This window comes from Rhodococcus sp. W8901 (genome assembly GCF_013348805.1).
Lineage (GTDB): Bacteria > Actinomycetota > Actinomycetes > Mycobacteriales > Mycobacteriaceae > Prescottella.
In genome coordinates this window covers 1,400,340-1,424,046 of the sequence record NZ_CP054690.1, presented here as the reverse complement: position 1 = coordinate 1,424,046, position 23,707 = coordinate 1,400,340, and the positions used below count along the sequence as shown (strand labels likewise).

Annotated in this window: 18 protein-coding genes and 5 pseudogenes; 12 read left to right on the top strand and 11 right to left on the bottom strand. The window is 67.9% G+C overall.

Annotation, left to right across the window (positions count from 1 at the left end; translation table 11 throughout):
* The first annotated feature begins 12 nt into the window (after positions 1–12).
* Entirely contained in the window at positions 13–339 is a 327-nt protein-coding gene (locus tag HUN07_RS06780) for a cupin domain-containing protein (RefSeq protein WP_114718140.1), read from the top strand.
* Here the strand turns inward: HUN07_RS06780 and HUN07_RS06775 are convergent, their stop codons facing one another.
* Complete coding sequence (locus tag HUN07_RS06775) at positions 340–954, bottom strand: TetR/AcrR family transcriptional regulator (protein WP_254622825.1); 615 nt, start codon at positions 952–954, stop codon at positions 340–342.
* A 214-nt stretch (positions 955–1,168) separates the two neighbouring features.
* Between HUN07_RS06775 and HUN07_RS06770 the strand changes: the two genes are divergently transcribed.
* The 3 genes from HUN07_RS06770 to HUN07_RS06760 all read left to right on the top strand — a co-directional run bounded on the left by HUN07_RS06770 (position 1,169) and on the right by HUN07_RS06760 (position 5,709).
* A complete protein-coding gene (locus HUN07_RS06770) occupies positions 1,169–2,065 on the top strand; it encodes an AurF N-oxygenase family protein (RefSeq protein ID WP_174908702.1) in 897 nt (298 codons plus the stop codon).
* On the top strand, positions 2,062–3,831 hold the full coding sequence (locus HUN07_RS06765) for a DUF4873 domain-containing protein (RefSeq protein WP_302675476.1): 1,770 nt from the start codon (positions 2,062–2,064) through the stop codon (positions 3,829–3,831). The genes HUN07_RS06770 and HUN07_RS06765 overlap by 4 nt, the downstream gene beginning before the upstream one ends.
* A 195-nt stretch (positions 3,832–4,026) precedes the next feature.
* Positions 4,027–5,709, top strand: a complete 1,683-nt coding sequence (locus tag HUN07_RS06760; protein WP_174908700.1) for a sensor histidine kinase — start codon at positions 4,027–4,029, stop codon at positions 5,707–5,709.
* A 76-nt stretch (positions 5,710–5,785) separates the two neighbouring features.
* Here the strand turns inward: HUN07_RS06760 and HUN07_RS06755 are convergent, their stop codons facing one another.
* Positions 5,786–6,412: a hypothetical protein gene (locus HUN07_RS06755; RefSeq protein WP_254622824.1), complete on the bottom strand. Its 627-nt coding sequence runs from the start codon at positions 6,410–6,412 to the stop codon at positions 5,786–5,788.
* 100 nt (positions 6,413–6,512) lie between these two features.
* Positions 6,513–7,151: a response regulator gene (locus tag HUN07_RS06750; RefSeq protein WP_114718137.1), complete on the bottom strand. Its 639-nt coding sequence runs from the start codon at positions 7,149–7,151 to the stop codon at positions 6,513–6,515.
* 167 nt (positions 7,152–7,318) lie between these two features.
* Here HUN07_RS06750 and HUN07_RS06745 point away from each other — a divergent pair, with 167 nt between their 5' ends.
* From HUN07_RS06745 to HUN07_RS06735, 3 genes are read left to right on the top strand one after another with little or no spacing between them, the layout of a single operon-like run.
* Positions 7,319–8,110, top strand: a complete 792-nt coding sequence (locus tag HUN07_RS06745; RefSeq protein ID WP_174914502.1) for an SDR family oxidoreductase — start codon at positions 7,319–7,321, stop codon at positions 8,108–8,110.
* A gap of 60 nt (positions 8,111–8,170) precedes the next feature.
* Positions 8,171–8,485, top strand: coding sequence for a hypothetical protein (locus HUN07_RS06740; RefSeq protein ID WP_114718523.1), 315 nt, complete (start codon positions 8,171–8,173; stop codon positions 8,483–8,485).
* A complete protein-coding gene (locus HUN07_RS06735; protein WP_174908698.1) occupies positions 8,478–9,152 on the top strand; it encodes a Dabb family protein in 675 nt (224 codons plus the stop codon). The genes HUN07_RS06740 and HUN07_RS06735 overlap by 8 nt, the downstream gene beginning before the upstream one ends.
* Here the strand turns inward: HUN07_RS06735 and HUN07_RS27395 are convergent.
* Together HUN07_RS27395 and HUN07_RS06730 are read right to left on the bottom strand one after the other, a co-directional pair.
* Positions 9,137–9,292 (bottom strand): response regulator transcription factor, encoded by a 156-nt coding sequence (locus HUN07_RS27395; protein ID WP_368077035.1) that lies wholly within the window; start codon positions 9,290–9,292, stop codon positions 9,137–9,139. The two genes, HUN07_RS06735 and HUN07_RS27395, sit on opposite strands and share 16 nt — an antisense overlap.
* A 345-nt stretch (positions 9,293–9,637) precedes the next feature.
* A pseudogene (locus HUN07_RS06730) lies at positions 9,638–10,573 on the bottom strand (ATP-binding protein); the annotation flags it as partial.
* Positions 10,574–10,740: 167 nt separating this feature from the next.
* Between HUN07_RS06730 and htpG the strand changes: the two are divergent.
* On the top strand, positions 10,741–12,699 hold the full coding sequence (gene htpG / locus HUN07_RS06725) for a molecular chaperone HtpG (RefSeq protein ID WP_174908696.1): 1,959 nt from the start codon (positions 10,741–10,743) through the stop codon (positions 12,697–12,699).
* Between the two features lie 390 nt (positions 12,700–13,089).
* On the opposite strand, the gene HUN07_RS06720 is transcribed toward htpG, so the two are convergent.
* Positions 13,090–14,079, bottom strand: a complete 990-nt coding sequence (locus tag HUN07_RS06720; protein ID WP_174908694.1) for a hypothetical protein — start codon at positions 14,077–14,079, stop codon at positions 13,090–13,092.
* A 324-nt stretch (positions 14,080–14,403) separates the two neighbouring features.
* Between HUN07_RS06720 and HUN07_RS27580 the strand changes: the two are divergent.
* Positions 14,404–14,527, top strand: a pseudogene (locus HUN07_RS27580) (hypothetical protein); the annotation flags it as partial.
* A 74-nt stretch (positions 14,528–14,601) separates the two neighbouring features.
* On the opposite strand, the pseudogene HUN07_RS26865 reads toward HUN07_RS27580, so the two are convergent.
* Positions 14,602–14,772 (bottom strand): annotated as a pseudogene (locus tag HUN07_RS26865) (hypothetical protein); the annotation flags it as partial.
* Between HUN07_RS26865 and HUN07_RS06710 the strand changes: the two are divergent.
* A pseudogene (locus tag HUN07_RS06710) lies at positions 14,759–15,400 on the top strand (rod shape-determining protein); the annotation flags it as partial. The pseudogenes HUN07_RS26865 and HUN07_RS06710 overlap by 14 nt on opposite strands.
* A 667-nt stretch (positions 15,401–16,067) precedes the next feature.
* On the opposite strand, the gene HUN07_RS06705 reads toward HUN07_RS06710, so the two are convergent.
* Both HUN07_RS06705 and HUN07_RS06700 read right to left on the bottom strand, forming a co-directional pair.
* Entirely contained in the window at positions 16,068–16,757 is a 690-nt protein-coding gene (locus tag HUN07_RS06705) for a hypothetical protein (RefSeq protein ID WP_174908693.1), read from the bottom strand.
* Between the two features lie 59 nt (positions 16,758–16,816).
* Positions 16,817–17,368 carry a hypothetical protein gene (locus tag HUN07_RS06700; RefSeq protein ID WP_174908691.1) on the bottom strand — a complete coding sequence of 184 codons (552 nt, stop codon included), beginning with the start codon at positions 17,366–17,368 and terminating at the stop codon, positions 16,817–16,819.
* 517 nt (positions 17,369–17,885) lie between these two features.
* Here HUN07_RS06700 and HUN07_RS06695 point away from each other — a divergent pair.
* Together HUN07_RS06695 and HUN07_RS06690 are read left to right on the top strand one after the other, a co-directional pair.
* Positions 17,886–18,222 (top strand): annotated as a pseudogene (locus HUN07_RS06695) (hypothetical protein); the annotation flags it as partial.
* A 40-nt stretch (positions 18,223–18,262) separates the two neighbouring features.
* A complete protein-coding gene (locus HUN07_RS06690) occupies positions 18,263–19,252 on the top strand; it encodes a rod shape-determining protein (protein WP_114718132.1) in 990 nt (329 codons plus the stop codon).
* 64 nt (positions 19,253–19,316) lie between these two features.
* On the opposite strand, the gene HUN07_RS06685 is transcribed toward HUN07_RS06690, so the two are convergent.
* Positions 19,317–22,169 carry an FtsW/RodA/SpoVE family cell cycle protein gene (locus HUN07_RS06685; RefSeq protein WP_174908689.1) on the bottom strand — a complete coding sequence of 951 codons (2,853 nt, stop codon included), beginning with the start codon at positions 22,167–22,169 and terminating at the stop codon, positions 19,317–19,319.
* Positions 22,166–23,413: a hypothetical protein gene (locus tag HUN07_RS06680; protein ID WP_174908688.1), complete on the bottom strand. Its 1,248-nt coding sequence runs from the start codon at positions 23,411–23,413 to the stop codon at positions 22,166–22,168. Before HUN07_RS06680 ends, HUN07_RS06685 begins: the two co-directional genes overlap by 4 nt.
* Positions 23,414–23,707: the final 294 nt, after the last annotated feature.

The window sequence follows — 23,707 nt, the reverse complement described above, 5'->3', positions numbered from 1 at the left end:
GAGTGACATTTGATGGACAAGACCTCATTGACGGCCCTCGCCCGGCAGCAGCTCAAACTGGCGTCCACGTCGTCCAGTGGACGCAGTTCGCAGACCGTGTACGGCGGCCATCAACGCAGCCTGCGTCAGACCGTGATCGCGCTCGGCGCCGGCAAGAGCCTGGCCGAGCACGACAGCCCCGGCGAGGCCACGCTGCTGGTGCTCAGCGGCAAACTGGCGCTCATCTGCGGCGAGGACTCGTGGAAGGGGTCGGCCGGCGACCTGCTGATCATGCCTGCGGCGCGACACAGCGTCGAGGCGCTCGAGGACGTTGCGTTCCTGCTGACGGTCGCGAAGTAGTCAGACCACCTGCGCGTCGGTCGCGGGCACGACCGCGATCGACAGCAGACCGCCGACGAACCCCCGCACCGCGGCCTCGTCCGTGGTGTCGACGACTCCCTCGGTGACGATGAGCGAGGCCACCAACCGGAACGCCCACTCGCAGATCGCGCGGGGACTCACCGCCACGAACTGCTGCGGGGTGAACAGGCGCTCGAAGTGCGGCACCAGGAAATCGGCGCCTCGCTCGATCAGTGGCCTCGCGCACACCGTGAACCATGGCAGGACGATGTCCGGATCGTCTCGAAGTGCCTTCTGCAGCAGCGTGTGCCGGCGCGCGTAACACACCGCGAAGACGATGCAGTCGACGAATCCGACGTGCAGTTGATCGCGCCCGCGCAGCACCGGATCGAGCACCGCGAAGAACCGGGTGATCTCGCGCTGGAACAGTGCCTCGAAGATCGCGGTCTGGTCGCCCACGTACTTGTAGACCGTCGGGCGCGACAGCCCCGCCCGCTCGGCGATCTGGGCGTGCAGTCGCGGGCTGTAGCCGACGTCGATCAGGCACGCCTCCGCTGCGTCGAGGATGCGTTCGCGAAACGCGGTGGGGCTCAGATCTTGTGCACGGGAATTCACCGCAGGGAGTTTAGTAGCGCGGCTCGCCGATCGCGCCGGGGCAGTCACGACGCGATTACTGTTCCGCAGCATCACAGACACCATTGACGACCGTCGCGGATGCGCTTACGTTTTAGGTGATATCGGCAAACGACAAACACTGCGCCGTATCGGCTACGGCGTTCGTTCCCGCCCCTGCGGCGAGTCCCGCAGGGTACGCCCAGGAGGGACGGTCATGACGCAGACGACGAGTCCACCCGATCGGGAGTCGGTCGCGGACCGACTGCTCAACGGATCGGTCAAGCGCTCGTACGCCCCGGTGGTGGACATCGACTGGGACGCACCGCTCGAGGACGGCAAGTACTTCCTCCCGCCCCACGTGCTGTCGCTGTACGGCACGCCGTTGTGGGACTCGATGAGCGAAGCGCAGCGGATCGAACTGTCCCGGCAGGAGTCCGCCAACATCCTCAGCGTGGGGATCTGGTTCGAGAACATTCTCAACCAGGCGCTGCTGCGGCACCTGCTGCACAACGATCCCGGATCGCTGCACACCCGCTACACGCTCACCGAGATGGGCGACGAGTGCCGGCACATGGCCATGTTCGGCCGGGCGATCGAACGGATGGGCGCCAAGCCCTACCGACTGCGCTGGTATCAGGCGGCCGCAGTCAACGTGCTGCCCAAGACTTTTCGCGGCACCATGCTGTGGGTGGCCGCGCTGATCGGCGAGGAGATCTTCGACGCCACCCAACGTCGCGTCGTCGACGATCCCCAACTGCAACCCCTGATCGCCCGGCTCATGCGGATCCACGTCACCGAGGAGGCCCGACACATCCAGTTCGCGCGGGCCGGCGTGCGCCGGAGGATCGCCGGAACCCATCGGATCGACAGGGTCTGGGTCGGTACGGCCCAGGGACTCGGCGGACTGCTGCTCGCGCGACTGTTCACCAATCCGGCGATGTACAAGCGGGCCGGCCTCGACCCGCGGGAGGCTCGCCGACAGGCCCTGGCGAATCCGCACTTCCGGGTGAACCAGCGTCGCGGGTTCGCCGACCTTGCCGCGTTCCTCGAGGAGACCGGCCTGATGCGCCGACCCTCGCGCGCGATGTGGCGTCGAGCGGGATTCCTGTGAAGACCGTCGCGGCGCCCCGGGTCCTGATCGTCGGGACCGGGTTCTCGGGGCTGTGCATGGCGATCCGCTTGAAGGAGGCGGGAATCGACGACTTCGTCATCGTGGAGAAGGCGTCGGAGGTGGGCGGTACGTGGCGGGAGAACACGTACCCCGGGTGCGGGTGCGACGTGATGTCGCTGATGTACTCGTTCTCGTTCGCCCCGAACCGGCGGTGGACGCGGATGTACGCCCGCCAACCCGAGATCCTCGACTACATCCGGCGGATCGTCGACGACTACGACCTGGCCCCGCACATCCGCTTCGACTCCGCGGTCGTGGCCTACGACTTCGACGAGGCCACCGACCGCTGGGCGGTCCGCACCGCCGCCGGCGACGTCTACCGACCGCGCATCGTCGCGGCCGGCCCGGGCCCGCTACACAAGCCCAGCATCCCCGCGTTCCCCGGCCGTGATCGCTTCACGGGAAACGTTTTTCACTCCGCCGAGTGGGATCACTCGGTGGACCTGACCGGCAAGCGCATCGCGGTGATCGGCACCGGCGCGAGCGCCGTCCAGTTCGTCCCCGAGATCGCGAAGCAGGCCGCGCACGTGGACGTCTACCAACGCACCGCCCACTGGGTGCTGCCGAAACTGGACCGGGCCATCACCCCCACCGAGAAGCACCTGTTCCGGACGGTGCCGGGCGTGCAGAAGACCTACCGCGGCGCGATCTACTGGAGTCACGAATCGCTGATCGCCGGGTTCATGCACCCGCGGCTGATGGGCGCGCTCGAACGCGCCGCCCGCAGTCTGCTGCGCCACCAGGTCCGCGACCCTGCGCTGCGCGCGACCCTCACCCCGGACTACACGATCGGCTGCAAACGAATCCTGGTGTCCAGCAACTACTATCCGACGCTGCAGCGCGAGAACGTCGACCTGGTGACGTCCGGCATCGCGGAGTTCACCGAGACCGGGATCCGCACCGACGACGGCGCCGAGCACGACGCCGACGTCGTCGTGTTCGGGACCGGGTTCGAGATCGCCGACCGGTTCGCGAGCGAACACATCGTCGGACGCGGCGGGCTGAGCATCCAGGAGGCGTGGCGCGACGGCATGGAGGCCTACCTCGGGGTCGCCGTCAGCGGCTTCCCGAACTTCTTCCTCATGATGGGCCCCAACTCGGGTGGCGGAAACCAGTCCATCGTCTTCGTCATCGAGGCACAGGCGCACTACATCCTCGAGTGCCTGAAGCTGATGGACGGCCACGATGCCACCCGCATCGAGGTGCGCGGCGGCACCCAGCGGGACTTCAATCGTCGGATCCATCATAAGCTCGCGGGCTCGGTGTGGAATTCGGGTGGCTGCGACAGTTGGTACCTCGACCGGACGGGACGCAACCGGGCGGTCTGGCCCGGGTCGAGCGCGTCGTACTGGCTGCGCATGCGCCGCCCCGGCGTCGACGACTTCGACCTCAGCTCCGCGGAGGACCGCGACGAGGAGGACTTCCGCGGCCCCGCGGTTCTCGAGGGCGCCGGGCTGCGACTGGCCGTCGAGGTGCACCTCACCGGGCACCTCGACCCGCTCGACGGCCACTACCACTGGTACGGGCAGGTCGCGGGGGACGATCGCATCGCCGACCTGAAACGTCCCGACGCCGGAGTGCCGACGCTCCGGATCGGGGACGGGCCCGTCGTGGACGCGATCCTCGCCGAGCGGGATCCGTGGGGTCACTTCCGGATCACCGGGGTGGGCGCGCCACCGTTCGCGCTGGACGACCTCCTGGTCTGACCCGGCGGGCCGCACAGAGCGGCCGAAAGGGAGTCCGGCGTCGACCCCCTCCCCCGAGGATCGACGCCGGACAGTTGTGATGTCGCCGGCGAGCCACCACAACTCGCTCACGACAACTTCACCGAATGCATCGAGGCGCGACTGCAACGTGTTACACCCGTGTCGGACAAATTCCTCGCCACCTATGCTGCGTGCATGGTGAACGGCGGTAACTGGGGCTTCGGGGAGTTCGACAACCTGGAGGAACTACTCGCCGACATGCGCAGTCGGCTCGTCGACAGCGTCGCGACCCCGGCAAGGCTGCGGGAACTGCTCGAGGCCGTCCTGGTGGTGGGCGCCGGACTGGAACTCGATTCGATCCTGCAGCGGATCGTGCAGGCGGCGACCACGCTGCTCGATGCGCGCTACGGCGCGCTGGGCGTGCGCGACCCCGACGGTGGACTGTCCGAGTTCGTGTACGAGGGCATCACCGCGGAGGAGCGAGCGCGGATGGGGCACCTGCCGGAGGGCCACGGGCTGCTCGGCCTGCTGATGGAGCATCCGCGACCCGTGCGCGTCGCACACCTGGGCGCGCACCCGGCGTCGGTCGGCTTCCCGCCGAACCATCCGCCGATGGACAGTTTCCTCGGCATGCCGATCATCGTGCGGGGGCGGGTGTTCGGCAGCATCTACCTCACCGAGAAGCGGACCGGTCCGGAGTTCACCGACGAGGACGAGACCATCCTCGACGCCCTCGCCACATCAGCGGGCGTCGCGATCGACAACGCCCACCTGTTCGAGGAGTCCCGCACCCGGGAACGCTGGCTGACGGCCCTCGCGTCGTCCAACGCCCGCCTGCTCTCCGGTGGGTCCATCGACGAGGCTCTGGAGCTTCTGGTGACGCGCACCCGCGATCTGTGCGGAGCGACCGGCGCGTACGTGTTGGTGGTCGAGGACGAGGATGACGCGATCGTCGAGGCGGCCTCCCGCGGCGACGGCCCGCGGCCGGGCAGCCGGATCGACCTGTCGGACTCCGGCCTGCTGCCGGTGGTCCGTGGTCGACGGCCCGCGCTGCTCACCGAGCGGGATCGGGTGGCACCGTTCGCCACCGGCAGCGACGTTCGGGTGGCCGCGCTGCCGCTGTCCACGACGTCCGGCGTCGCCGGGATGCTCGTCGTCACGCGCGAGGGCCTCGGGTGGGCGCCCGACGAGATCACCCGGCTGGGGTCGATGGCCGACTCGGCCGCGCTGGCCGTCGAGTTCGCCGACCAGCAGCACCGGCGACGGCAGCTCGACGTGCTGGCCGACCGCGACCGCATCGCCCGCGACCTGCACGACAACGTCATCCAGCAACTGTTCGCGACCGGGATGAGCCTGCAGAGCCTGTTGCTCGACGAGAACGCGCCCGTGCCGGAGTCCGCGTCGGGCACGATCACCAAGTCGGTGTCCCAACTCGATCGGATGATCCACGAGATCCGCACCACGATCTTCGACCTGCAGACCACCGGCGAACAGGCCCCCACGAGCCTGCGGCGACGGCTGCTCGACGCGATCGGCGATCTGACGACCCGCTCGGTGCTGGTCCCGAACGTGCAGTTCACCGGCGCCATCGACACCCTCGTGCCGCCGCGGATCCATCCGCACGCCGAGGCGGTGCTGCGCGAAGGCCTGAGCAACGCGCTGCGGCATGCGGACGCGACGACGATCACGGTGGCGATCGACGCCGCCGATCACCTGACGATCCGGATCTGCGACGACGGCGTCGGCCTGCCCGAGACGACGCGCCGCAGCGGGCTCGACAACCTGGCCCGCCGGGCCGAGCAGTGCGGCGGCAGCTGCGCCCTCCTGCCCGGCCTCAGCGGAGGAACCGAACTCACGTGGCGGGTGCCGCTGCGGTGAGGTGACGACCCGTTTCGCTCGTCCCACGTTGCGTCAGTTGGGTGGCTTCGACGTCAGGGAGCAGTACCGCGAGGTGTCATTGGCCGAGGGCGTCGAAGACCTCTGCCCAGTTTCCTCCAGCAACATTCATCGCATTCCGAGTCTCGAGGAGAACATCCCGAGCGATCTGCTCGAGCGTGGCCCCTCCGGCAGAGCTCTCGATGCCCTGGAGGGCCGTCATGCCCTCTTCGGTTGCGGTGAATTGCTCTTCCCACTGCCCGGCGGAGGACAACAGGAATCTCAGGTGATAGGGGTAGTCGAAGTCAGGCGCCGGCACTCCGGTTTCGGCAATATTCTTCAGCGAGGTGACGATCAAGCGCAGTTGGTCGGACTCGAAGGAGCAAGATTCCGGCTCCGCCAACCCTGAGAATTCGAGTGATCCATCAACGAGATCCCGCCAGTACTCGCGATCGTGCAGGCCGTCCCGCTGCTCCATGTGCGCCTCCGCGAAGACCGACATGAGTTCGTTGTCGTCGATCAGTGGGGAAAGCACCAGATCTTCACTGAAGTCGTAGCCGAAGAAGTACCGATGACCGTCGACCGCGATTGATTCGATTCCTCCGATGTGGCGGTAATCCCGAAGCAGCGGTGCAGGAATACTCGTCACCGCTGCTTCTGCACCATCGGGGGTTCCGCTCTCGCCGCATCCCTGGATGCCCATCATCGCTCCATTCGTCCACGAGTCCGACCTTGTTGATCGCGACCGTAGGAGAGTAGCGGGGACAGCCGACACTCAGCTGGGATCGAAGTCCGGCACCCCGTACCTAGCGGCGCCGGCTGTTCCGCAGCTCCGTGGCGAGGACGGCCGCCTGGGTGCGCCGCTGCATGCCGAGCTTGGCGAGCAGGCGCGAGACGTAGTTCTTGATCGTCTTCTCCGCGAGGAACAGGCGCTCGGCAATCTCCCGGTTCGTCAGACCCTGTCCGATGAGGTCGAAGACCGCGCGTTCCTGGTCGGACAGCTCCGCGAGCGGGTCGGTGGTGCGCTCGGAGCGGATCCGCTGCATCAGGGCGGCCGTGGCGCGGCTGTCGAGGAGCGAGCCGCCCGCGCCGACCGTCCGCACGGCCGAGATCAGGTCGGTGCCGAGGATCTGCTTGAGCACAAAACCCGACGCGCCGGCCATGACGGCGTCGAACAGGGCCTCGTCGTCGGCGTACGACGTGAGCATCAGGCAGCGCAGGTCGGGCAGCACGGCCCGCAGGTCGCGGCACAGTTCCACGCCGTTGCCGTCGGGCAGCCGGACATCGAGCACCGCGACGTCGGCGCCGCTGGACGGGATCCGGGCCAGCGCCTCCCCCACCGAGGCGGCCTCGCCGACCACAGTGAGGTCAGGCGCGCTGCCCAGCAGATCCACCAGTCCGCGCCGCACGATCTCGTGATCGTCGACGAGAAAGACCCGTGTCATCGGTGCACCTCCGTAGCTGTCGGGAAAACGCTACCGCGCCGGTCGCACCCGGGCGGTGGCGGACCCTCCCGCTCCGTGGAATCGGCCGTAGGCACCCCGCTCGGCGGGGCCCTAGCGTCCTGTCCGAGCACTACGGAGGGAGTTGGATGACGCGCGTGGCGGGTCGCATGACCGGCAAGGTGGCAGTGGTCACCGGGGCAGGAAACGGTACGGGCCGGGTCCACGTCCGGAGGCTGGCCGACGAGGGCGCCGACGTGGTCGCGCTGGACCTGCCGGGCACCTTGTCGGAGCAGGCCCTGGCAGAGACCGCCGCGAGCGTCCCGGCGGGGCGCCGGGTCCTGACCCGCACCGCCGATGTCCGGGACGTCGCCGCCCTGCGCGCCGCCGCCGACGCCGCGGTGGCCGAGTTCGGACGCGTCGATGTCGTAGTCGCCAACGCGGGGCTGTGCGACGCCCCCGGCCCGGCCCTGACCATCGACGAGTTGACGTGGCAGCGATCCCTCGACATCAATCTCAGCGGCGTCTGGAACACGGTGCGCGCCTTCGTTCCTCACATGCCCGACGGCGGATCGGTGGTCGTGGTCGGTTCCACCGCCGGCATCCGCGGGAACGCGAACCGCGCGCACTACGCGGCCGCCAAGCACGGCGCCGTCGGTCTGGCGCGCACGCTGGCGATCGAACTGGGTCCGCGCTCGATCCGCGTCAACTCGGTGCATCCGGGCGCGGTGGGCAGCGGGCGGCCACTCGCCGCCGAGGCGATCGCGCGACTACGTCCCGATCTCGCTGCACCGACCGAAGCCGATGCGAGGCAAGCTTTGTCGGATCGGAACCTGATCCCCGTACCGTGGGTCGACGCCGTGGACGTGAGTAACGCGGTGCTGTTCCTGGCGTGCGACGAGTCCCGCTTCGTCACCGGCACCGAACTGGTGGTCGACGCCGGTCTCACCCAGAAGGTGTAGCCCGTGACCTCCCCCGAGACCGCTGAGACCCTGGAGCCGGTCGTCTACGTCGTCGACGAGATGGTGGTCGCGCCCGGACAAGGCCGCGCGTTCCTCGCGTCGTACCTCGAGGAGTACGCACCCGGTGCCCGTGCACGCGGCCTCACCCTCGACCGCATCCTCGTCAGCCCACCGGTCTGGCTCGACGACCAGTCGAACACCGTGACCGTCACCTGGACGGTCCACGGCGCCGACGCCTGGTGGCAGCAGCGGTGGGCCGCGGGCCGGGACCCGGACGTGGCGCAGTGGTGGGCGTCCGCCGACCGGTCGCTGACCAGCCGTCGACGCTCCACTGCCTGCGCCGCCGCGGATCTTCCGGTGGTGACCGATGTTTGAGGTCATCAGGTTGATCAGCTTCACGGACACCGCCGACGACGCCGCACGTGACGCCGTGGTCGCGGGCCTGCGCGACGCCGTCGAACCGCACGCCCGCAGCGTCCTCGTCCGGCCGACCCTGCCGGGTGGGATCCGTGGCGGGGACCTCGTCGCCAAGTTCCGGTTCGACAGCGAATCGGACTGGCGCGGCGTCGAGAACGCCGTGGACTTCCTGTTGTGGGTTCCGACCGTCGACCAGATCGACGGCGTCACCTACACCGGCGCCGTGCGACCGGCGAGCGTCGCGTCGACGCCCACGGTCTACCGGACGCTGCTGGTCGCGGTCGACCCCGCGACGGATCCCGACCTGGTGGCGCAGTTCGAGGCCGAGACGGCCGCGATGCCGGACTACATACCGTCGATCGGCGCCTCCCAACTGAGCCGCGTGCGGGAGTCGTGCGGCACCCGGTGGACCCACGTGTGGGAACAGGAGTACGCGAGCGTGGACGGGCTGACCGGCCCCTACATGACCCACCCCTACCACTGGGCGCACGTCGACCGCTGGTTCGACCCCGAACGCGCGCACCGGATCGTCACCGGTCTGTGCCACAGCTTCTGCGCGATCGACGGGCCGGTCCTGGGTCGGGACCGACCGGTGCCGGTCGCCGGAGATCAACCGTCCGCCTGATTCTCGACGGTCCAGGCAGCGATCTGTGCGCGCGAGTTGAATCCCAGCTTGTCGCGTATGTGCTCGACATGTCCCTCCACTGTGCGCGGAGCGATCACCAGTCGCTCGGCGATCGCCTTGTTCGTCATGCCCTCGGCCACGGGGTGCGGCCACCTACCGTTCGCGCGGGGTCAGCGTGGCGCTGCTACCGGCGGGCGACGGCAGCGGCGTCTCCGGTCTCCGCTAGTCCAGGGCCCAGGCGACGACCTCGTCGAGGTTCATGGCCATTCCTCGCTCGAGTGTTGCATCGAATACCTTGTCCCCGAGCACCTCACGCGCCGCCCGCACGCACGCGTCGTGATAGGAGACCAGGGCCTGGAAGGTTGCCGACGGGCTGCCGGTCGCCGTGAACAGGGCGTCGGACGCGCCCAGTAACATCGCGGCCCGCTCGGGCCGTTCCGTGCCAGCGGTCCACGCGAGTTCGTCGAAGCACCAGGCGAAGCCGAGCGCACGGCCGCATCCACCTCCTCCCGGATCAGGATGGACTTGTCGGCCAAGGACGTCACGACGTCGAGCAGGTCACCGTCTACTCCGTCGTCCGCCACGACGCCCTCTATCGCGTCGAGCGCGACGCTGCCGGCGAACACCGACAGGCGAGCCCACAACCGCTGTTCTCGATCGGTGCACAGGCCGTAGCTCCAGTCGATACACAGCCGCAGGGTCTGCTGGCGGCTCGGTGTGGTGCGGTCGCCCCGGGTCAGCAGGCGGAGGCGGTCGTCGAGTCGTTCGAGCAGCTGATCGACGGACTGCGCTCGGAGCCGGGCCGCCGCCAGCTCGATCGGCAGGGGCAGGCCCCCGAGTCGCGCACAGATCCGGGCGACCGTGGCGCTGTTCTCGGTGGTGAGCCGGAATCCGGGCACCACGGCCCTGGCTCTCTGCTCGAACAGGGCCACCGCATCGCCGCCGATGCCGAGGGGTTCACGGCTCGTCGCCAGCACGGACAATCCGAGGCAGGCCCTGAGCAGCGTCTGCACCAGTGCGGCAACAGGACCTACGAGATGCTCACAGTTGTCGAGTAACAGGAGGGTTCGCCGGTCTGCCAGGTGATCGATCAACACCGACTGCGGTGACCGAACCGACCAGTCCTGAAGTCCCAGGGTGCTCGCCACTGCCTGCGCCAGCTGGTCGGCATCGTGGAGCTCGCTCAGGTCGACGAACCAGGTTCCGTCGACGAATGTCCGCTGCGCATCCCTTGCGACCCGGAGAGCCAGTCGCGTCTTACCGACCCCGCCGAGGCCGGTCAGCGTCACGAGGCGCGATTCGGACAGCAACCGCCGCGTCTCCTTCACCTCGAAACTGCGGCCCACGAAGCTGCTGACGTCCTCGGGCAGATTTCCCTGTTCACGGCCGCGAAGAGGGTGTGCTGTCGCGGAAGGCGCCATCTCAGTCCCTCCGCCCAGGTCGACGCGCTGCAACAGAGCCCGAGCGCTCGGGGTCCGGACGCGGAAAGCCCGATTCCAAGATACGTCGGTGTCGCCCTTCCTCGCGGAAACCACGGGCCTCGTCCTAACATTTGCGTCGAACGTTCTGCTGCCGAAGGGAACCAGGAATGACCACAGGTATCGAACAACGCGAGTTCCAGACGGAGACTCGCCAGATTCTGGATCTGATGATCCACTCGGTGTACTCCAACAAGGACACCTTTCTCCGGGAGCTCGTCTCCAACGCGTCGGACGCACTCGACAAGCTGAAGCTCGAGGCGTTCCGCGACAAGGACCTCGAGGCCGACACCTCCGACCTGCACATCGAGCTCGACGTCGACACGGAGGCGCGCACGCTGACGGTGCGCGACAACGGCATCGGCATGTCGCGCGACGAGGTGATCGACCTCATCGGCACGCTCGCCAGGTCGGGCACCGCCGAGCTGCGCCGCAAGCTGCGCGAGGCGAAGGACGCCGCCGCCTCCGAAGAACTGATCGGTCAGTTCGGTATCGGCTTCTACTCGACATTCATGGTCGCCGACAAGGTCACGCTGCTGACCCGCAAGGCCGGCGAGAGCCACGCGACGCGGTGGGTCTCGAGCGGCGAGTCCACGTACACGATCGAGACCGTCGACGACGCCCCGCAGGGCACATCGGTGACGCTGCACCTCAAGCCGGAGGACGTCGACGACCACCTGTACGACTACGCGGCCGAGCGCAAGCTCCGCGAAATCGTCAAGCGGTACTCGGACTTCATCGCGTACCCGATCCGGATGGACGTCGAGAAGCCGGCCCCGAAGAGCAGTGACGATGCAGACGACACCGACGACGCCCCGAAGACCGTCGTCGAGACCGAGACGCTCAACTCGATGAAGGCGCTGTGGGCCCGGCCCCGCAGCGAGGTCTCCGACGACGAGTACAACGAGTTCTACAAGCACGTCAGCCACTCGTGGGACGACCCGCTCGAGGTCATCCCGATGAAGGCGGAGGGCACGTTCGAGTACCAGGCGCTGCTGTTCATCCCGTCGCACGCGCCGTTCGATCTGTTCTCGCGCGAGCACCGCGCCGGCATCCACCTGTACGTCAAGCGTGTCTTCATCATGGACGACTGCGAGGAACTCATGCCCGAGTACCTGCGCTTCGTCAAGGGTGTCGTGGATGCACAGGACCTGTCGCTCAACGTTTCCCGCGAGATCCTGCAGCAGGACCGGCAGATCCGGGCGATCCGGCGCCGGCTCACCAAGAAGGTCCTCACCACTATCCGCGAAATGATGACGCACGATGACGACACGTCGCGGGACAAGTACCGGACCGTGTGGTCGCAGTTCGGCCGGGTCCTCAAGGAGGGTCTGCTGTCGGACTTCGACAACCGCGACACCCTGCTCGAGATCTCCTCGTTCCCGTCGACGCACAGCGAGGACGAACAGACCACGCTGGCGCAGTACGTCGAGCGGATGAGGGACGGCCAAGAGCAGATCTACTACCTCACCGGCGAGTCCCGCCAGCAGCTCGAGGCGTCGCCGCACATGGAGGCCTTCCGCGCCCGCGGCCTCGAGGTGCTGCTCCTCACGGACCCGGTCGACGAGATGTGGGTGACGTCGGTCCCCGAGTTCGACGGCAAGCCGCTCCAGTCCATCGCGAAGGGCGAGGTCGATCTCGACACCGAGGACGAGAAGAAGGACGCCGAAGCCAAGCGCGAGGAACAGGACAAGCAGTTCGCCGACGTCCTCGGCTGGCTCACCTCCACCCTCGACGACCACGTCAAGCAGGTGCGCCTGTCGACTCGGCTGACCGACTCCCCTGCCTGCATCGTCGGCGACGAATTCGGCATGACGCCGTCGCTCGAGCGCATGTACCGGGCGTCGGGCCAGGAGGTCCCGCACTTCAAGCGGATCCTCGAACTCAACCCGATGCACCCGCTGGTGGAGGGTCTACGGGCTGCGCACGCCGAGCGCGGCGACGACCCGAGCCTCGCGGAGACCGCCGAATTGCTCTACGGCACCGCACTTCTCGCGGAGGGCGGCGAGTTGGAGGATCCGGCGCACTTCGCGAAGATGCTCGCGAACCGCCTGGCACGCACCATCTAGACGCGTTATCAACTCGAGGCAGCGGCCCGCGGGAGTCCTGCTCCCGCGGGCGCGTTGTGCATCGAAACAATTGCGGCCGCGGAACGATCAAACGATCAAACGATCAAAGTTCCGCTCGGCTCGCATCAGCGTGAAACGCTGGTGCCGGCAGTTTGTTGTCGCACGAGGCAAGGCAACAAACCGCCGGCACCATTGGGGAGAAATTCATTTCCTCATGAGGTCGACAGGATCAGCCTGTCCGACCGCAGGCGCGATGATCGCGAGCGCGGCCGCCGTCGCAGCAAACATGATGCGGGTCCTCATCGTCGGAGTGCGGGAGATTTCCCCCTCCCGTGAATTGACATCGCTTCATGACCTTCGGGATAGGCCTACGAAGCAATTCAAAAACGGTCACCCCCAGTGGCTGCCATCCTTACTGCCATCCTTACTGCCGTCGTGGCTGCCATCCTTACTGCCGTCGTGGCTGCCATCCATACTGCCGTCGTGGCTGCCTGAACCGAGGCTTCCCAGGGCCCCGAGGCTCCCCAGGGCTCCGAGGCTTCCCAGTGCGCCGAGGCTCCCCAGGGCCCCTAGGCTCCCGAGGTTGCCATCGGAACTGCCGTCATGGCTCCCCTCATTGCTGCCGTCCTTGCTGCCGGAACCGAGGCTCCCCAGGCTGCCATCGGAACTGCCGTCATGGCTCCCCTCATTGCTGCCGTCCTTGCTGCCGGAACCGAGGCTCCCCAGGCTGCCATCGGAACTGCCATCGTGGCTGCCTTCGGAACTGCCGTCATGGCTCCCCTCATTGCTGCCGTCCTTGCTGCCGGAACCGAGGCTCCCCAGGCTGCCATCGGAACTGCCGTCGTGGCTGCCTTCGGAACTGCCGTCATGGCTCCCCTCATTGCTGCCATCCTTGCTACCGGAAGCGAGGCTCCCCAGGCTGCCATCGGAACTGCCATCGTGGCTGCCTTCGGAACTGCCGTCATGGCTCCCCTCATTGCTGCCATCCTTGCTACCGGAAGCGAGGCTCCCCAGGCTGCCACCGTGGCCCCCGTCATTGCTGCCGTCCTTGCTACCGGAACCGAGGCTCCCCAGGCTGCCATCGGAACTGCCATCGTGGCTGCCTTCGGAACTGCCGTCATGGCTCCCCTCATTGCTGCCATCCTTGCTACCGGAAGCGAGGCTCCCCAGGCTGCCGCCGGAACTGCCATCGTGGCTGCCGTCCTTGCTGCCAGAGCTGCCATCGTGACTTCCGGAGCCGTCGAGGCTGCCCGACACCGGGGCGGCGAGGGATTCCACTGATCCATGGCTTCCAGATTCAGGATCAGCGTGCCCGACCGCAAGCGCGCCGACCGTGAGCGCGGTGGCCGCCGTCGCGGCAATCATGATGCGGGTCTTCATCTTCAGAGTGCGGGGATTTCCGCTCCCGTGGGTTGGCATTGTTTCACGACCTCCTCGATTGACCTATGCAGAATTTAAGACGATCCGCCCAAACCGCATGCAATCAAATTCATTGAAACGCAACCATCGCCCCTACGAAACTCCGCCAGACCCCCGACTGACGGTTGACGCCTCACATGCGTGTAGGCGAAGTCAACCTAGCATTTCGATTGGGTAGCGGAAGCCGAAATTGCCATATGCGATTTGCCGCATTCTGGGGTTTGGAGTGGTTTGTGCCAGTTACGAATCCGCTTCCAAACCGAGACTCGCCAGATCCTGGATCTGATGATCCATTCGGTGTACTCCAACAAAGACAAGGCATCGCACAGGTTCGCCCCATGTGCGACGGGGTACCTCCCTCCGCGCGCTCGCCTCCAACGCGTCCGACGCGCTCGACAAGCTCGAGCTCGGTTCGCGAGCAGGCTTCGCGAAGTGCGCAGGGTGCTCCAGCTCGCCGCCTTCAGCGCGAAGCGCCGTGTAGTAGCGCAATTCGGCGGTCCCGGTATTGACAAGGGAGCCGATCAGGTCGATCACCTCGTCGCGGGACATGCCGATGCCGCTGTAGCGCACCGTGAGAGTGCGGGCGTCGGTGTCGAGCTCGATGTGCAGATCCGATGTGTCGGCTTCGAGGTCCTTGTCGCGAAACGCCTTGATCGTGGATCTGGAGTCGGCCCGGGCATTCGTCACGGCCGTCATCGAGCAGGTCGCCCCGCACCGGCGGTACGGTCGGCGGCCGACGGCCGTCTTCTCGGCGCCGGCCGGTGTCTCGAAGGTCACCGCCATCTGTTTCGGCGGCGTGATCTCGCACCGCAGTTGCCAACTGGCCGGGGAGGAACTGACCGAGGCGCTGCACCACTACCTGCGCGAGGAGCACCAGATCATGGTCGGCGAGCTGACCGCGGAGCGCGCCAAGATGGGCGCACCCGACACAGCCGACGAACAGTCGCTCGTGGTGGAGGGACTCGACGCCGTCACAGGCCGCGCACGACTGATCTCACTCGACGTCGAGGAGATCGTGGAAGCGCTACGACCGACCACGACCGGAATCGTGCAGACGCTGACCGCCTGCCTGGAAGACCTTCCCCCGCAAGCGATCAGCGACGTCATGTCCGAAGGCGTCCTGATGATCGGAGGCGGAGCGATGCTCCGCGGGCTGTCCCAACTGTTCGAAGAATCGTTCGGTCTCCCGGTGAAGACCGCCGAGCGACCGCTCACATGCGTCGCCGAAGGCGCCACGGCCTGCCTGGATCACCCCGAGGTCGTCGCCGCCTACAGCGGCTGATCTCCCACATCCTCCGATCCCCCGCAGCGTCCGATCCGCAGCGGGGGATCACCCACAACAGCTATCACCGACCCGGCGCCGGTGCCGGTCGCCCCGCGAGGTAACGCTCCAGGAGCGCCTTGACCACGGGACCGGACGTCGCCGATCCGAATCCACCGCCACGAACCAGCGCCGTGACAACGATTTCGGGGGACCGGATCACGGCTCAGCGCGCCCGCGGGAGTTCCACTCCCGCGGGTGCCGTTCCGTGGGCGTCCGCGTCGCAGAGCACCGGACACCGAACCACATGCGAAGCCCCGCCGGCATGCTTTTCACACCCACTACCCGGTTCCCCGAATACGGGATCGCAACCAACCGGACGAATCAATCATTAAAGGAATCATAATTCCAAGTGATGTAATTCATCCGATATCACCGGCCGCATGCGCGCGAGGTTCGGCAAATACCGGCAATTTCTCGCTGCACTGTCACGACAATCCTGGACCGCGGTTTCGGAGTGAATTCGAATCAGCACTCAAATCAAACGACCGAGAGGGCGGATAACGCCCCCCAGATCGTGCGGTGGTGCCGGCTGCTGGTGGGACGGTGAAACGCCGAGACCAGACAGGCCGTCGTCTCGGTGGTACCGGCGACGGCCTGTCTGGTCCCTCCGGCGAGGGTCGTGCCCCTACGACCGACGACGATGCCTCTCGGCCGCCGTCGTACCCGCCGCCGCTGCGAGGAGCAGTACGCCACCGATGAGCAATGCGTTGCCAGCGGCGTCGTCGGGCGTCCCCTTGCCGCCCGCTTCGACGCTACCGACGGGGACAACACCGATTTGCCCTCCACCGTGCGGCGCAGCTGGAAGCGCTTCCCCGCCCGGGCCTCCCTGGCCGCCGGGTCCACCCTCCTCACCCGGCCCGCCGGGTCCACCCTCCTCACCCGGGCCGCCAGGTCCCCCTTCTTCACCCGGCCCACCCGGCCCACCCGGCCCACCCGGTCCACCCGGTCCGCCGGAGCCGCCGGAGCCGCCGGAGCCGCCGGAGCCGACGAACAAGCTGCCCAGTCCGGCGCTACCGAGTAAGGCACTGCCGAGCAGAGCGCTGCCGCCGGCGCCTCCGGAGCTACCGAGCAACGGCAAGAACAAACTGCCCAGGTCCGAACTTCCGAGATCCACGATGCTGCCGAGGCTGCCCTTCCCGAGACTGCCCCCATGCTCACTACCGAGGCTGCCCTTGTCGAGGCTGCCCTCGCCCCCGCTGCCCCCATGCTCACTACCGAGGCTGCCCTTGTCGAGACTGCCCTCGCCCCCGCTGCCCCCATGCTCACTACCGAGGCTGCCCTTGTCGAGACTGCCCTCGCCCCCGCTGCCCCCCATGCTCACTACCGAGGCTGCCCTTGTCGAGACTGCCCTCGCCGCCCCCGCCCTCATGCTCACTACCGAAACTCTCGAGACTGCCCTTGTCGAGACTGCCCTCGCCCCCGCTGCCCCCCCTGCTCACTACCGAGGCTGCCCTTGTCGAGACTGCCCTCGCCCCCGCTGCCCCCATGCTCACTACCGAGGCTGCCCTTGTCGAGACTGCCCTCGCCGCCCCCGCCCTCATGCTCACTACCGAAACTCTCGAGACTGCCCTTGTCGAGACTGCCCTCGCCCCCGCTGCCCCCATGCTCACTACCGAGACTGCCCTTCCCGAGGCTGCCCTTGTCGAGACTGCCCTCGCCGCCCCCACCCTCATGCTCACCGCCGCCATGCTCACCGCCGCCACGTGCGTCAGGCGCAGCGCCGGAACTGCCGAGGCCGAGGCTGCTCAACGCCAGGTCAGCGAGTCCTTGCAGATCCATCGCTGCCCCAAGACTCCCCAGTCCGGCGTTTCCGGCGTCCCTGCCAGCGCCGGCGCCAGGTTCGGCAGGGGCAGCCTGCCCGACTGCGGACGAACCGATCGCCAGCGCGGCGGCCGCCGTCGCGGCAATCATGATGCGGGTCTTCATCTTCAGAGTGCGGACGTTTGTAGCCCTGTGGGTTGGCATAGCTGTACGACCTTCCTCGATTGGCCTGCGCAACAATCTATTGACATTCCGCCTAATCGCATGAAGACATAGAAATCATGGCGCCGCCATTACCCTGCGCGAACTCCACCAGACCCCGACTGAATGGGTGGGCGCCCCCCTTGCATATAGGCGAAGGAAATCTAACATCTCACTCAGGCAACGGAAGGTGGAATTAGCATTACGAGTGCGGACGCGGCGCGGCGTGGTTGATTCGGCCGCGGCGCCGGGCAAGCCGAGTCGGCCCGCCGACCAACCGCTGACGTCCGCTTCGCACCCTGAGTCTTCGTGTCGATCGAAGAACACCGGGGATCAACTCCACCGATCCCGACGCCGGCCCCGGGCGTGGCCCGCGCTGGTTCGGGTACAGAGGGACGGCCGCCGCTGGCCGGGAACGGCGCGGGGCGCCGTCGCCGTGACGCTGCCGGGTCTCGTCGGTGTCACGCTCGGTCACGATTTCCTCACCGAATCCCCCGCGTGCATCGTCGGTGACGAGTTCGCCATGACGCCCGCGCTCGAGCGCATGTACCGAGCCTCGGGCCAGGAGGTCCCGCACTTCAAGCGGATCCTCGAACTCAACCCGACGCACCCGCTGGTGGGGGCTACGGGCTGCGCACCCCGAGGGCACCGACGACCCGAGCCTCGCCGAGACCGACGAATTGCTCTACGGCACCGCGCTTCTCGCGGAGGTCGGTGAGTTGGAAGATCCGGCACACTTCGCAAAAATGCTCGCGAATCGCCCACCGCACCGAGCACTGCCTCGCGAAACCGGCCATGAACGTCGACTGCATGCGTAGCATCTAACCCATCTCGTTCGATTCCCTTCGGGAGGCCGACGTGCGTGGACTTGGCATCGATCTCGGAACTACGAACACTGTCGTCGGAACCCTGGACGGCGGAATCGTCCTGAACGAACCGTCTTTCATGCTGGTTCGGAACAAAGATCCGCACCGGGCCCTCGCGATCGGCCAGGATGCGCGCAACCTCGTCGGCCGCACACCTGCGGGCATCACACAGGTTCGCCCCATGCGTGACGGGGTGATCGTGGATCTGGAGTCGGCCCGGGCATTCGTCACGGCCGTCATCGAGCAGGTCGCCCCACACCGACGGTACGGTCGACGGCCGACGGCCGTCTTCTCGGCGCCCGCCGGGGCCACCCCACTCGAGCGCCGCGCACTGCTCGAGGTCGGGCACGAGGTCGGCCTGCGCAAGGTCGGGCTGATCCCGGAACCGGTGGCGGGTGCACTCGGGTGCGGGGTCAATCCACTCGAGGCTCGCGCCCATCTCGTCGTGAGCGTCGGAGGCGGTGTCTCGGAGGTCACCGCCATCTGTTTCGGCGGCGTGATCTCGCACCGCAGTTGCCAACTGGCCGGGGAGGAACTGACCGAGGCGCTGCACCACTACCTGCGCGAGGAGCACCAGATCATGGTCGGCGAGCTGACCGCGGAGCGCGCCAAGATGGGCGCACCCGACACAGCCGACGAACAGTCGCTCGTGGTGGAGGGACTCGACGCCGTCACAGGCCGCGCACGACTGATCTCACTCGACGTCGAGGAGATCGTGGAAGCGCTACGACCGACCACGACCGGAATCGTGCAGACGCTGACCGCCTGCCTGGAAGACCTTCCCCCGCAAGCGATCAGCGACGTCATGTCCGAAGGCGTCCTGATGATCGGAGGCGGAGCGATGCTCCGCGGGCTGTCCCAACTGTTCGAAGAATCGTTCGGTCTCCCGGTGAAGACCGCCGAGCGACCGCTCACATGCGTCGCCGAAGGCGCCACGGCCTGCCTGGATCACCCCGAGGTCGTCGCCGCCTACAGCGGCTGATCTCCCACATCCTCTGATCCCCCGCAGCGTCCGATCCGCAGCGGGGGATCACCCACAACAGCTATCACCGACCCGGCGCCGGTGCCGGTCGCCCCGCGAGGTAACGCTCCAGGAGCGCCTTGACCACGGGACCGGACGTCGCCGATCCGAATCCACCGCCACGAACCAGCGCCGTGACAACGATTTCGGGGGACTCGAAGGGCACCACCGCGGAGAACCAGGCGTTGAGACCGCCTGGCGCCGACGGATCCTCCGCCGTGCCGGTCTTGGCGCCGGCCGTCACCGGCAGCGTGGCGAGCTGTCCGGCCGTGCCTGCGGAGGCGGATGCCCGCATCCCCGCGCGGACGGGACCGAGCTTGTCGGCGAAGGGAAGCCGCTGCGGCTCCCCCGTCGGAATCGGTGCCCCGTCGCCGGTCGCATCGGCGGCGGCGAGCTGCGGGGTGACGATCGCTCCGGTCGCGATGCCGGACGTCCACCGCGCCACCTGGATCGGGGTTGCGATCACCGTGCCCTGCCCGATACCCATCAACAGCGTCGAGCCGGGATACCAGGTGCCACCGATGTCGCCGACGTTCTCCGGTGTGCCCAGGAACCCCGCGGACTCGCCGGGCAGGTCGATCCCGGATCGGCTGCCCACTCCGAGTTCGGAGGCGGTCTTCGCCATCCGCTCGGGACCGAGGAGCTCGCCGAGCTTGTAGAAGTACACGTTGTCCGACCACTGGATCGCGCCCAACAGTTTGTTGGGCCCCATCGGCTGCCAGTTCGCGAACGTGTGCCCGCCGTAGCTGTAGGCGGCGCCGGTCTCGATCACCTGCTCCGGGTCCAGAACCTGATCCTCCTGGTTCGCCGACGCCACGACGATCTTGAAGGTCGAGCCGGGCGGCGCGGCGGTCTGGTAGGCGTGGTTGAGCATCCGTCCGGGCCCGGCGCCCTCGGTCTGGGCGGCCAGCGCGACGGCGTCGACGGGGGGACCGTAGACATTGTTGTCGTACCCGGGCACGCTGGCGAGCGCGAGCACCCCACCGGTGCGCGCGTCCATCACCACCGCCGCGCCGAGGTCGCCTCCGCTGCTGCGGACCGCCTGGGCCAGTGCATCCGTCGCCAGGGTCTGCAGCCCGATGTCCAGATGGAGGCGCAGGTCGTGGCCCGGTACCGGATCCACGCGCTCGGCGGGTCCGACCAGGTTTCCGGCGGGATCGACGTAGACGCACTGCCTGCCGTCGGTGCCGCGGAGCAGCGCGTCGTACTGCTTCTCGAGACCCGCTCGGCCGACCCTCGACCCGAGTGCGAGCTGCGGCCAACGTTCCATGTCCTGCGGATCACCGACGCCGACGTAGCCGAGGACGGAGGCGAGTGTGGTGCCGTACGGATAGTGCCGCTTCCCGGAGGGGACGACGAGCACGCCGGGCAGCTTCGCATCGATGATCCGACGCGCCTGATCGGGCGGAACCTGGCCGACGACGGCCTGCATCTCCCCTTCGCCGCCGTCCGCCAGGGTTGTCGCCAGCTCGGTGTCGGGCTCACCCAGCAGCCCGGCAAGCAAGCTGCGCTCCCCGGAGTCGTCCTCGTCGAACATACGACTGACCACCGAGATGGAGTACTCGGGAACGTTGGTCGCCAGCGGCACACCGTTCCGGTCCAGGATCTCGCCCCGTTCGGCGGGCAGACGGATGCAGCGGGTCATCTGGGTATCGCTCAACGCGCGCAATTCCGGACCGCGGTCGCTCTGCAACTGCCAGGCGAACACCGACATCGCCACGAGGAGCGCGGTGACCGCGAGGGAACCCGCCGTGACGCCCCGCGGCCGGCGCCGACGGGTGGACGGCTGCGACCACAGCGGCCGGCCGACACCGTCGCGGCGCACCGCGAGCACGAGCCCGATCGCGACGAATCCGACGACCGCGACGGTGCCGCCGTAGCTGAACATCGGGAGCGGCATGCCGGTCTGGGGCAGCACCGACAGACTCGCCCCGATGGACAGCACCGCGTGGATCCCGAACAGCCCGCCGACGCCCGCCGCCACGAGTGCGGCTTCCCGGGTCCGGGCGCGGCGCGCGGCGAGCGCGGCACGCCACGTGATCACCAGGCTGGCCGCGATGACGGCGATACCGGCGAACAGCCCCCACCCGTACACGACGCTCGCGAACGCGAGGTCGTGCTCGGCTTCGGGAAGGTAGGCCGCTCGCAGGTCGTAGATGGGGTCGCGCGCCAGGCCCCACAGACCACCGCTGCCGATCGCGATGTCGGCCTGCATCGACGCCCAACCCGACCCGCTCGGATCGGCATCGCTCGAGATGAACGTCTGGATCCGTTCGAGCTGGTACGGGCGGAGGAAGAGCACGGCGATGGGCAGCGCGGCGATCCCCAGCGCGAACAACGGCATCAGCGGCGCCGCCGGCACCCTTGCCAGGACCAGCATCAACAGCGCGATCGCGACGAGCACCACGGCACTCGACAGGTCGGGTTGCAACGCGACGAGTGCCACGACGGCACCCGCGATCGCCAACGCCGCCGTCAACCGGCCGAACGTGTAGCCGCCGGCCAGGATGGTTGCCGACACCACGACCAGACCGAGCTTGGCGATCTCGGACGGCTGAACGGTGAACAGGCCGAAGTCCAGCCATCGCTGAGCGCCCTTGACCGCGACGCCGACGAGCGGCACGGCCGCCAGCATCACGACCGAGACCCCGAGGGTCACCCATCCGAACCGGGCCAGATTGTTCACCCGCATGCGCGAGACGACCCACATCAACCCGAGTCCGATCACGGTGAACAACGCATGGCGGATCGCCTGCGACGTGAACCCGATCGAGACCAGGTTGAGCAGGCCGAGGACCGCGAGGACGACCGCCGCCGCAACGATCCAGGGGTCGGACTCGCGATCGTGTCCCCGCACCCGGCCGCCGTCGCCGCTCATCGGCAGACCGCGTTCTCGGCGGGCACGTACAGCGGCTCCGACGCGGCGACCGCCGGCGCGCTCGTGACCGCGGCGATGCCCAGGGCGGAAGCGTCCGGCAGCGTGGTCCGGCTCAGACCGTAGACACCGTCCCGCCCCGGCTCGGCCGGGATGGTGACGTCCCCGCCCTCGCGCACCTCACCGGTGCACCGGTCGTAAACGTTCAGCTTCCAGGTGACCGCACCGACCGTCGACGGATCGAGACCGACGTCCACCCGTACCGCGCACGGCTTGCCGGGGCTGCACGACCCGTCGGCGAAACTTGCTGTGACCCTGGTTATCTGACCAGCGGCGGGCGGAGCACCCATGTCGACGAGCGCCGGCGCGACACCGCCTCCCGCGGCCGGGTCCGCCGGCGCGGGCGGCGGCGGCGACACCGGCTCGATGCGGTTCTGCGCGGACGAGGTGTTCACCGGATGGACCAAGGCGTCCCAGCCCCGGCTCAACTGGTCCCAGGCGCGCGGAGCCGCCGCGGCCGACCCGGCGAGAACGACGAGGGCAAGCACGACGTACAGGCCCTGACGACGGGAAGGCCGACGCCGACGACTGTGCCAGGGGCTTCGGACCGGCGGATACCAACCGGTACTCGTCACGAGCGATCCGGCCGGCACGGACGGACCGTCCGGTACATCGGTCGAAGCTTCCCGATCGTCCACTGCCCGACTTCCCGGCCGCGACCGTCCCGTCGTCGCCCGGACGAGTTCGCCGATCTGACGCCTCCGCCGGGACTCGCCGACCGGGTCGAGCTCGGGATCGATCACCCGACGAACCCGGCGAATCAGTCCTTCCGGATCCGTTGCACCCGAAACGGATTCGGACAGAAGGTCACCGAAACCCGACCCCCGGCAATTGGTCGCGATACTCCGGATCAGGCCGACGATCGCGTCGTCCACTTCGATGCGGGACGTGACGCCGTCGATCGTGAGCCGTCCACCGTCGGACACCATGACGGCGTCGTCTTGCAATGTCACCGGGCGGCCCCGGCGCGTGCCCGCGAGTTCGACCTGCCCGACCAGGTCCGCGACCAGCTGCGCGGCCTGCGGGGGCGTCAGTCGCGCGACCGCGAGCAGTGTCGGCAAGGTGACGCCGGCACCGCTGACATCGAGACCGCCACCCGAGTCGTCGTCGATCGGTTCGGACGGTTCCGGTCGGGTCACGGCGGGCTTGCTACCGCTCGCGTGGACTCCCAAGGCTGCTTCGTTCATCGCGCATCCCCGAAACGATCTGCCTCCCGCAGGTGGCACCGGACCGGTGCGGGTGGGCGGTGGACTTGGCTGTGCTTGCTCGTGTCGAAATCCCTTGCGCCTGGCCGAATCTATTTAACTCCGATCCGGTCCGATGAGGGGAGGAATCACGAAGGCGGGGAGGCTCGCGCACGCCCCGGCACACACCATCCGAACGGACTCCCGTCACCGGTGCCCGCGGGCACCGACCGAGGGCGCCGTTTTGTCTGATTCGATCACTGCCCGGATCGTTTCGTAACGTAAGCAGCCGTGTCG

What these genes read in the sequence shown, in the direction of transcription:
- HUN07_RS06780 (WP_114718140.1), top strand. Translation starts at nt 13, where the DNA reads ATGGACAAGACCTCATTGACGGCCCTCGCCCGGCAGCAGCTCAAACTG.
- HUN07_RS06770 (WP_174908702.1), top strand. Translation starts at nt 1,169, where the DNA reads ATGACGCAGACGACGAGTCCACCCGATCGGGAGTCGGTCGCGGACCGA.
- HUN07_RS06760 (WP_174908700.1), top strand. Translation starts at nt 4,027, where the DNA reads ATGGTGAACGGCGGTAACTGGGGCTTCGGGGAGTTCGACAACCTGGAG.
- HUN07_RS06755 (WP_254622824.1), bottom strand. Translation starts at nt 6,412, where the DNA reads ATGATGGGCATCCAGGGATGCGGCGAGAGCGGAACCCCCGATGGTGCA.
- HUN07_RS06750 (WP_114718137.1), bottom strand. Translation starts at nt 7,151, where the DNA reads ATGACACGGGTCTTTCTCGTCGACGATCACGAGATCGTGCGGCGCGGA.
- HUN07_RS06745 (WP_174914502.1), top strand. Translation starts at nt 7,319, where the DNA reads ATGACCGGCAAGGTGGCAGTGGTCACCGGGGCAGGAAACGGTACGGGC.
- HUN07_RS06740 (WP_114718523.1), top strand. Translation starts at nt 8,171, where the DNA reads ATGGTGGTCGCGCCCGGACAAGGCCGCGCGTTCCTCGCGTCGTACCTC.
- HUN07_RS06735 (WP_174908698.1), top strand. Translation starts at nt 8,478, where the DNA reads ATGTTTGAGGTCATCAGGTTGATCAGCTTCACGGACACCGCCGACGAC.
- htpG (WP_174908696.1), top strand. Translation starts at nt 10,741, where the DNA reads ATGACCACAGGTATCGAACAACGCGAGTTCCAGACGGAGACTCGCCAG.
- HUN07_RS06720 (WP_174908694.1), bottom strand. Translation starts at nt 14,079, where the DNA reads ATGAAGACCCGCATCATGATTGCCGCGACGGCGGCCACCGCGCTCACG.
- HUN07_RS06705 (WP_174908693.1), bottom strand. Translation starts at nt 16,757, where the DNA reads ATGGGGGGCAGCGGGGGCGAGGGCAGTCTCGACAAGGGCAGCCTCGGT.
- HUN07_RS06700 (WP_174908691.1), bottom strand. Translation starts at nt 17,368, where the DNA reads ATGAAGACCCGCATCATGATTGCCGCGACGGCGGCCGCCGCGCTGGCG.
- HUN07_RS06685 (WP_174908689.1), bottom strand. Translation starts at nt 22,169, where the DNA reads ATGAGCGGCGACGGCGGCCGGGTGCGGGGACACGATCGCGAGTCCGAC.
- HUN07_RS06680 (WP_174908688.1), bottom strand. Translation starts at nt 23,413, where the DNA reads ATGAACGAAGCAGCCTTGGGAGTCCACGCGAGCGGTAGCAAGCCCGCC.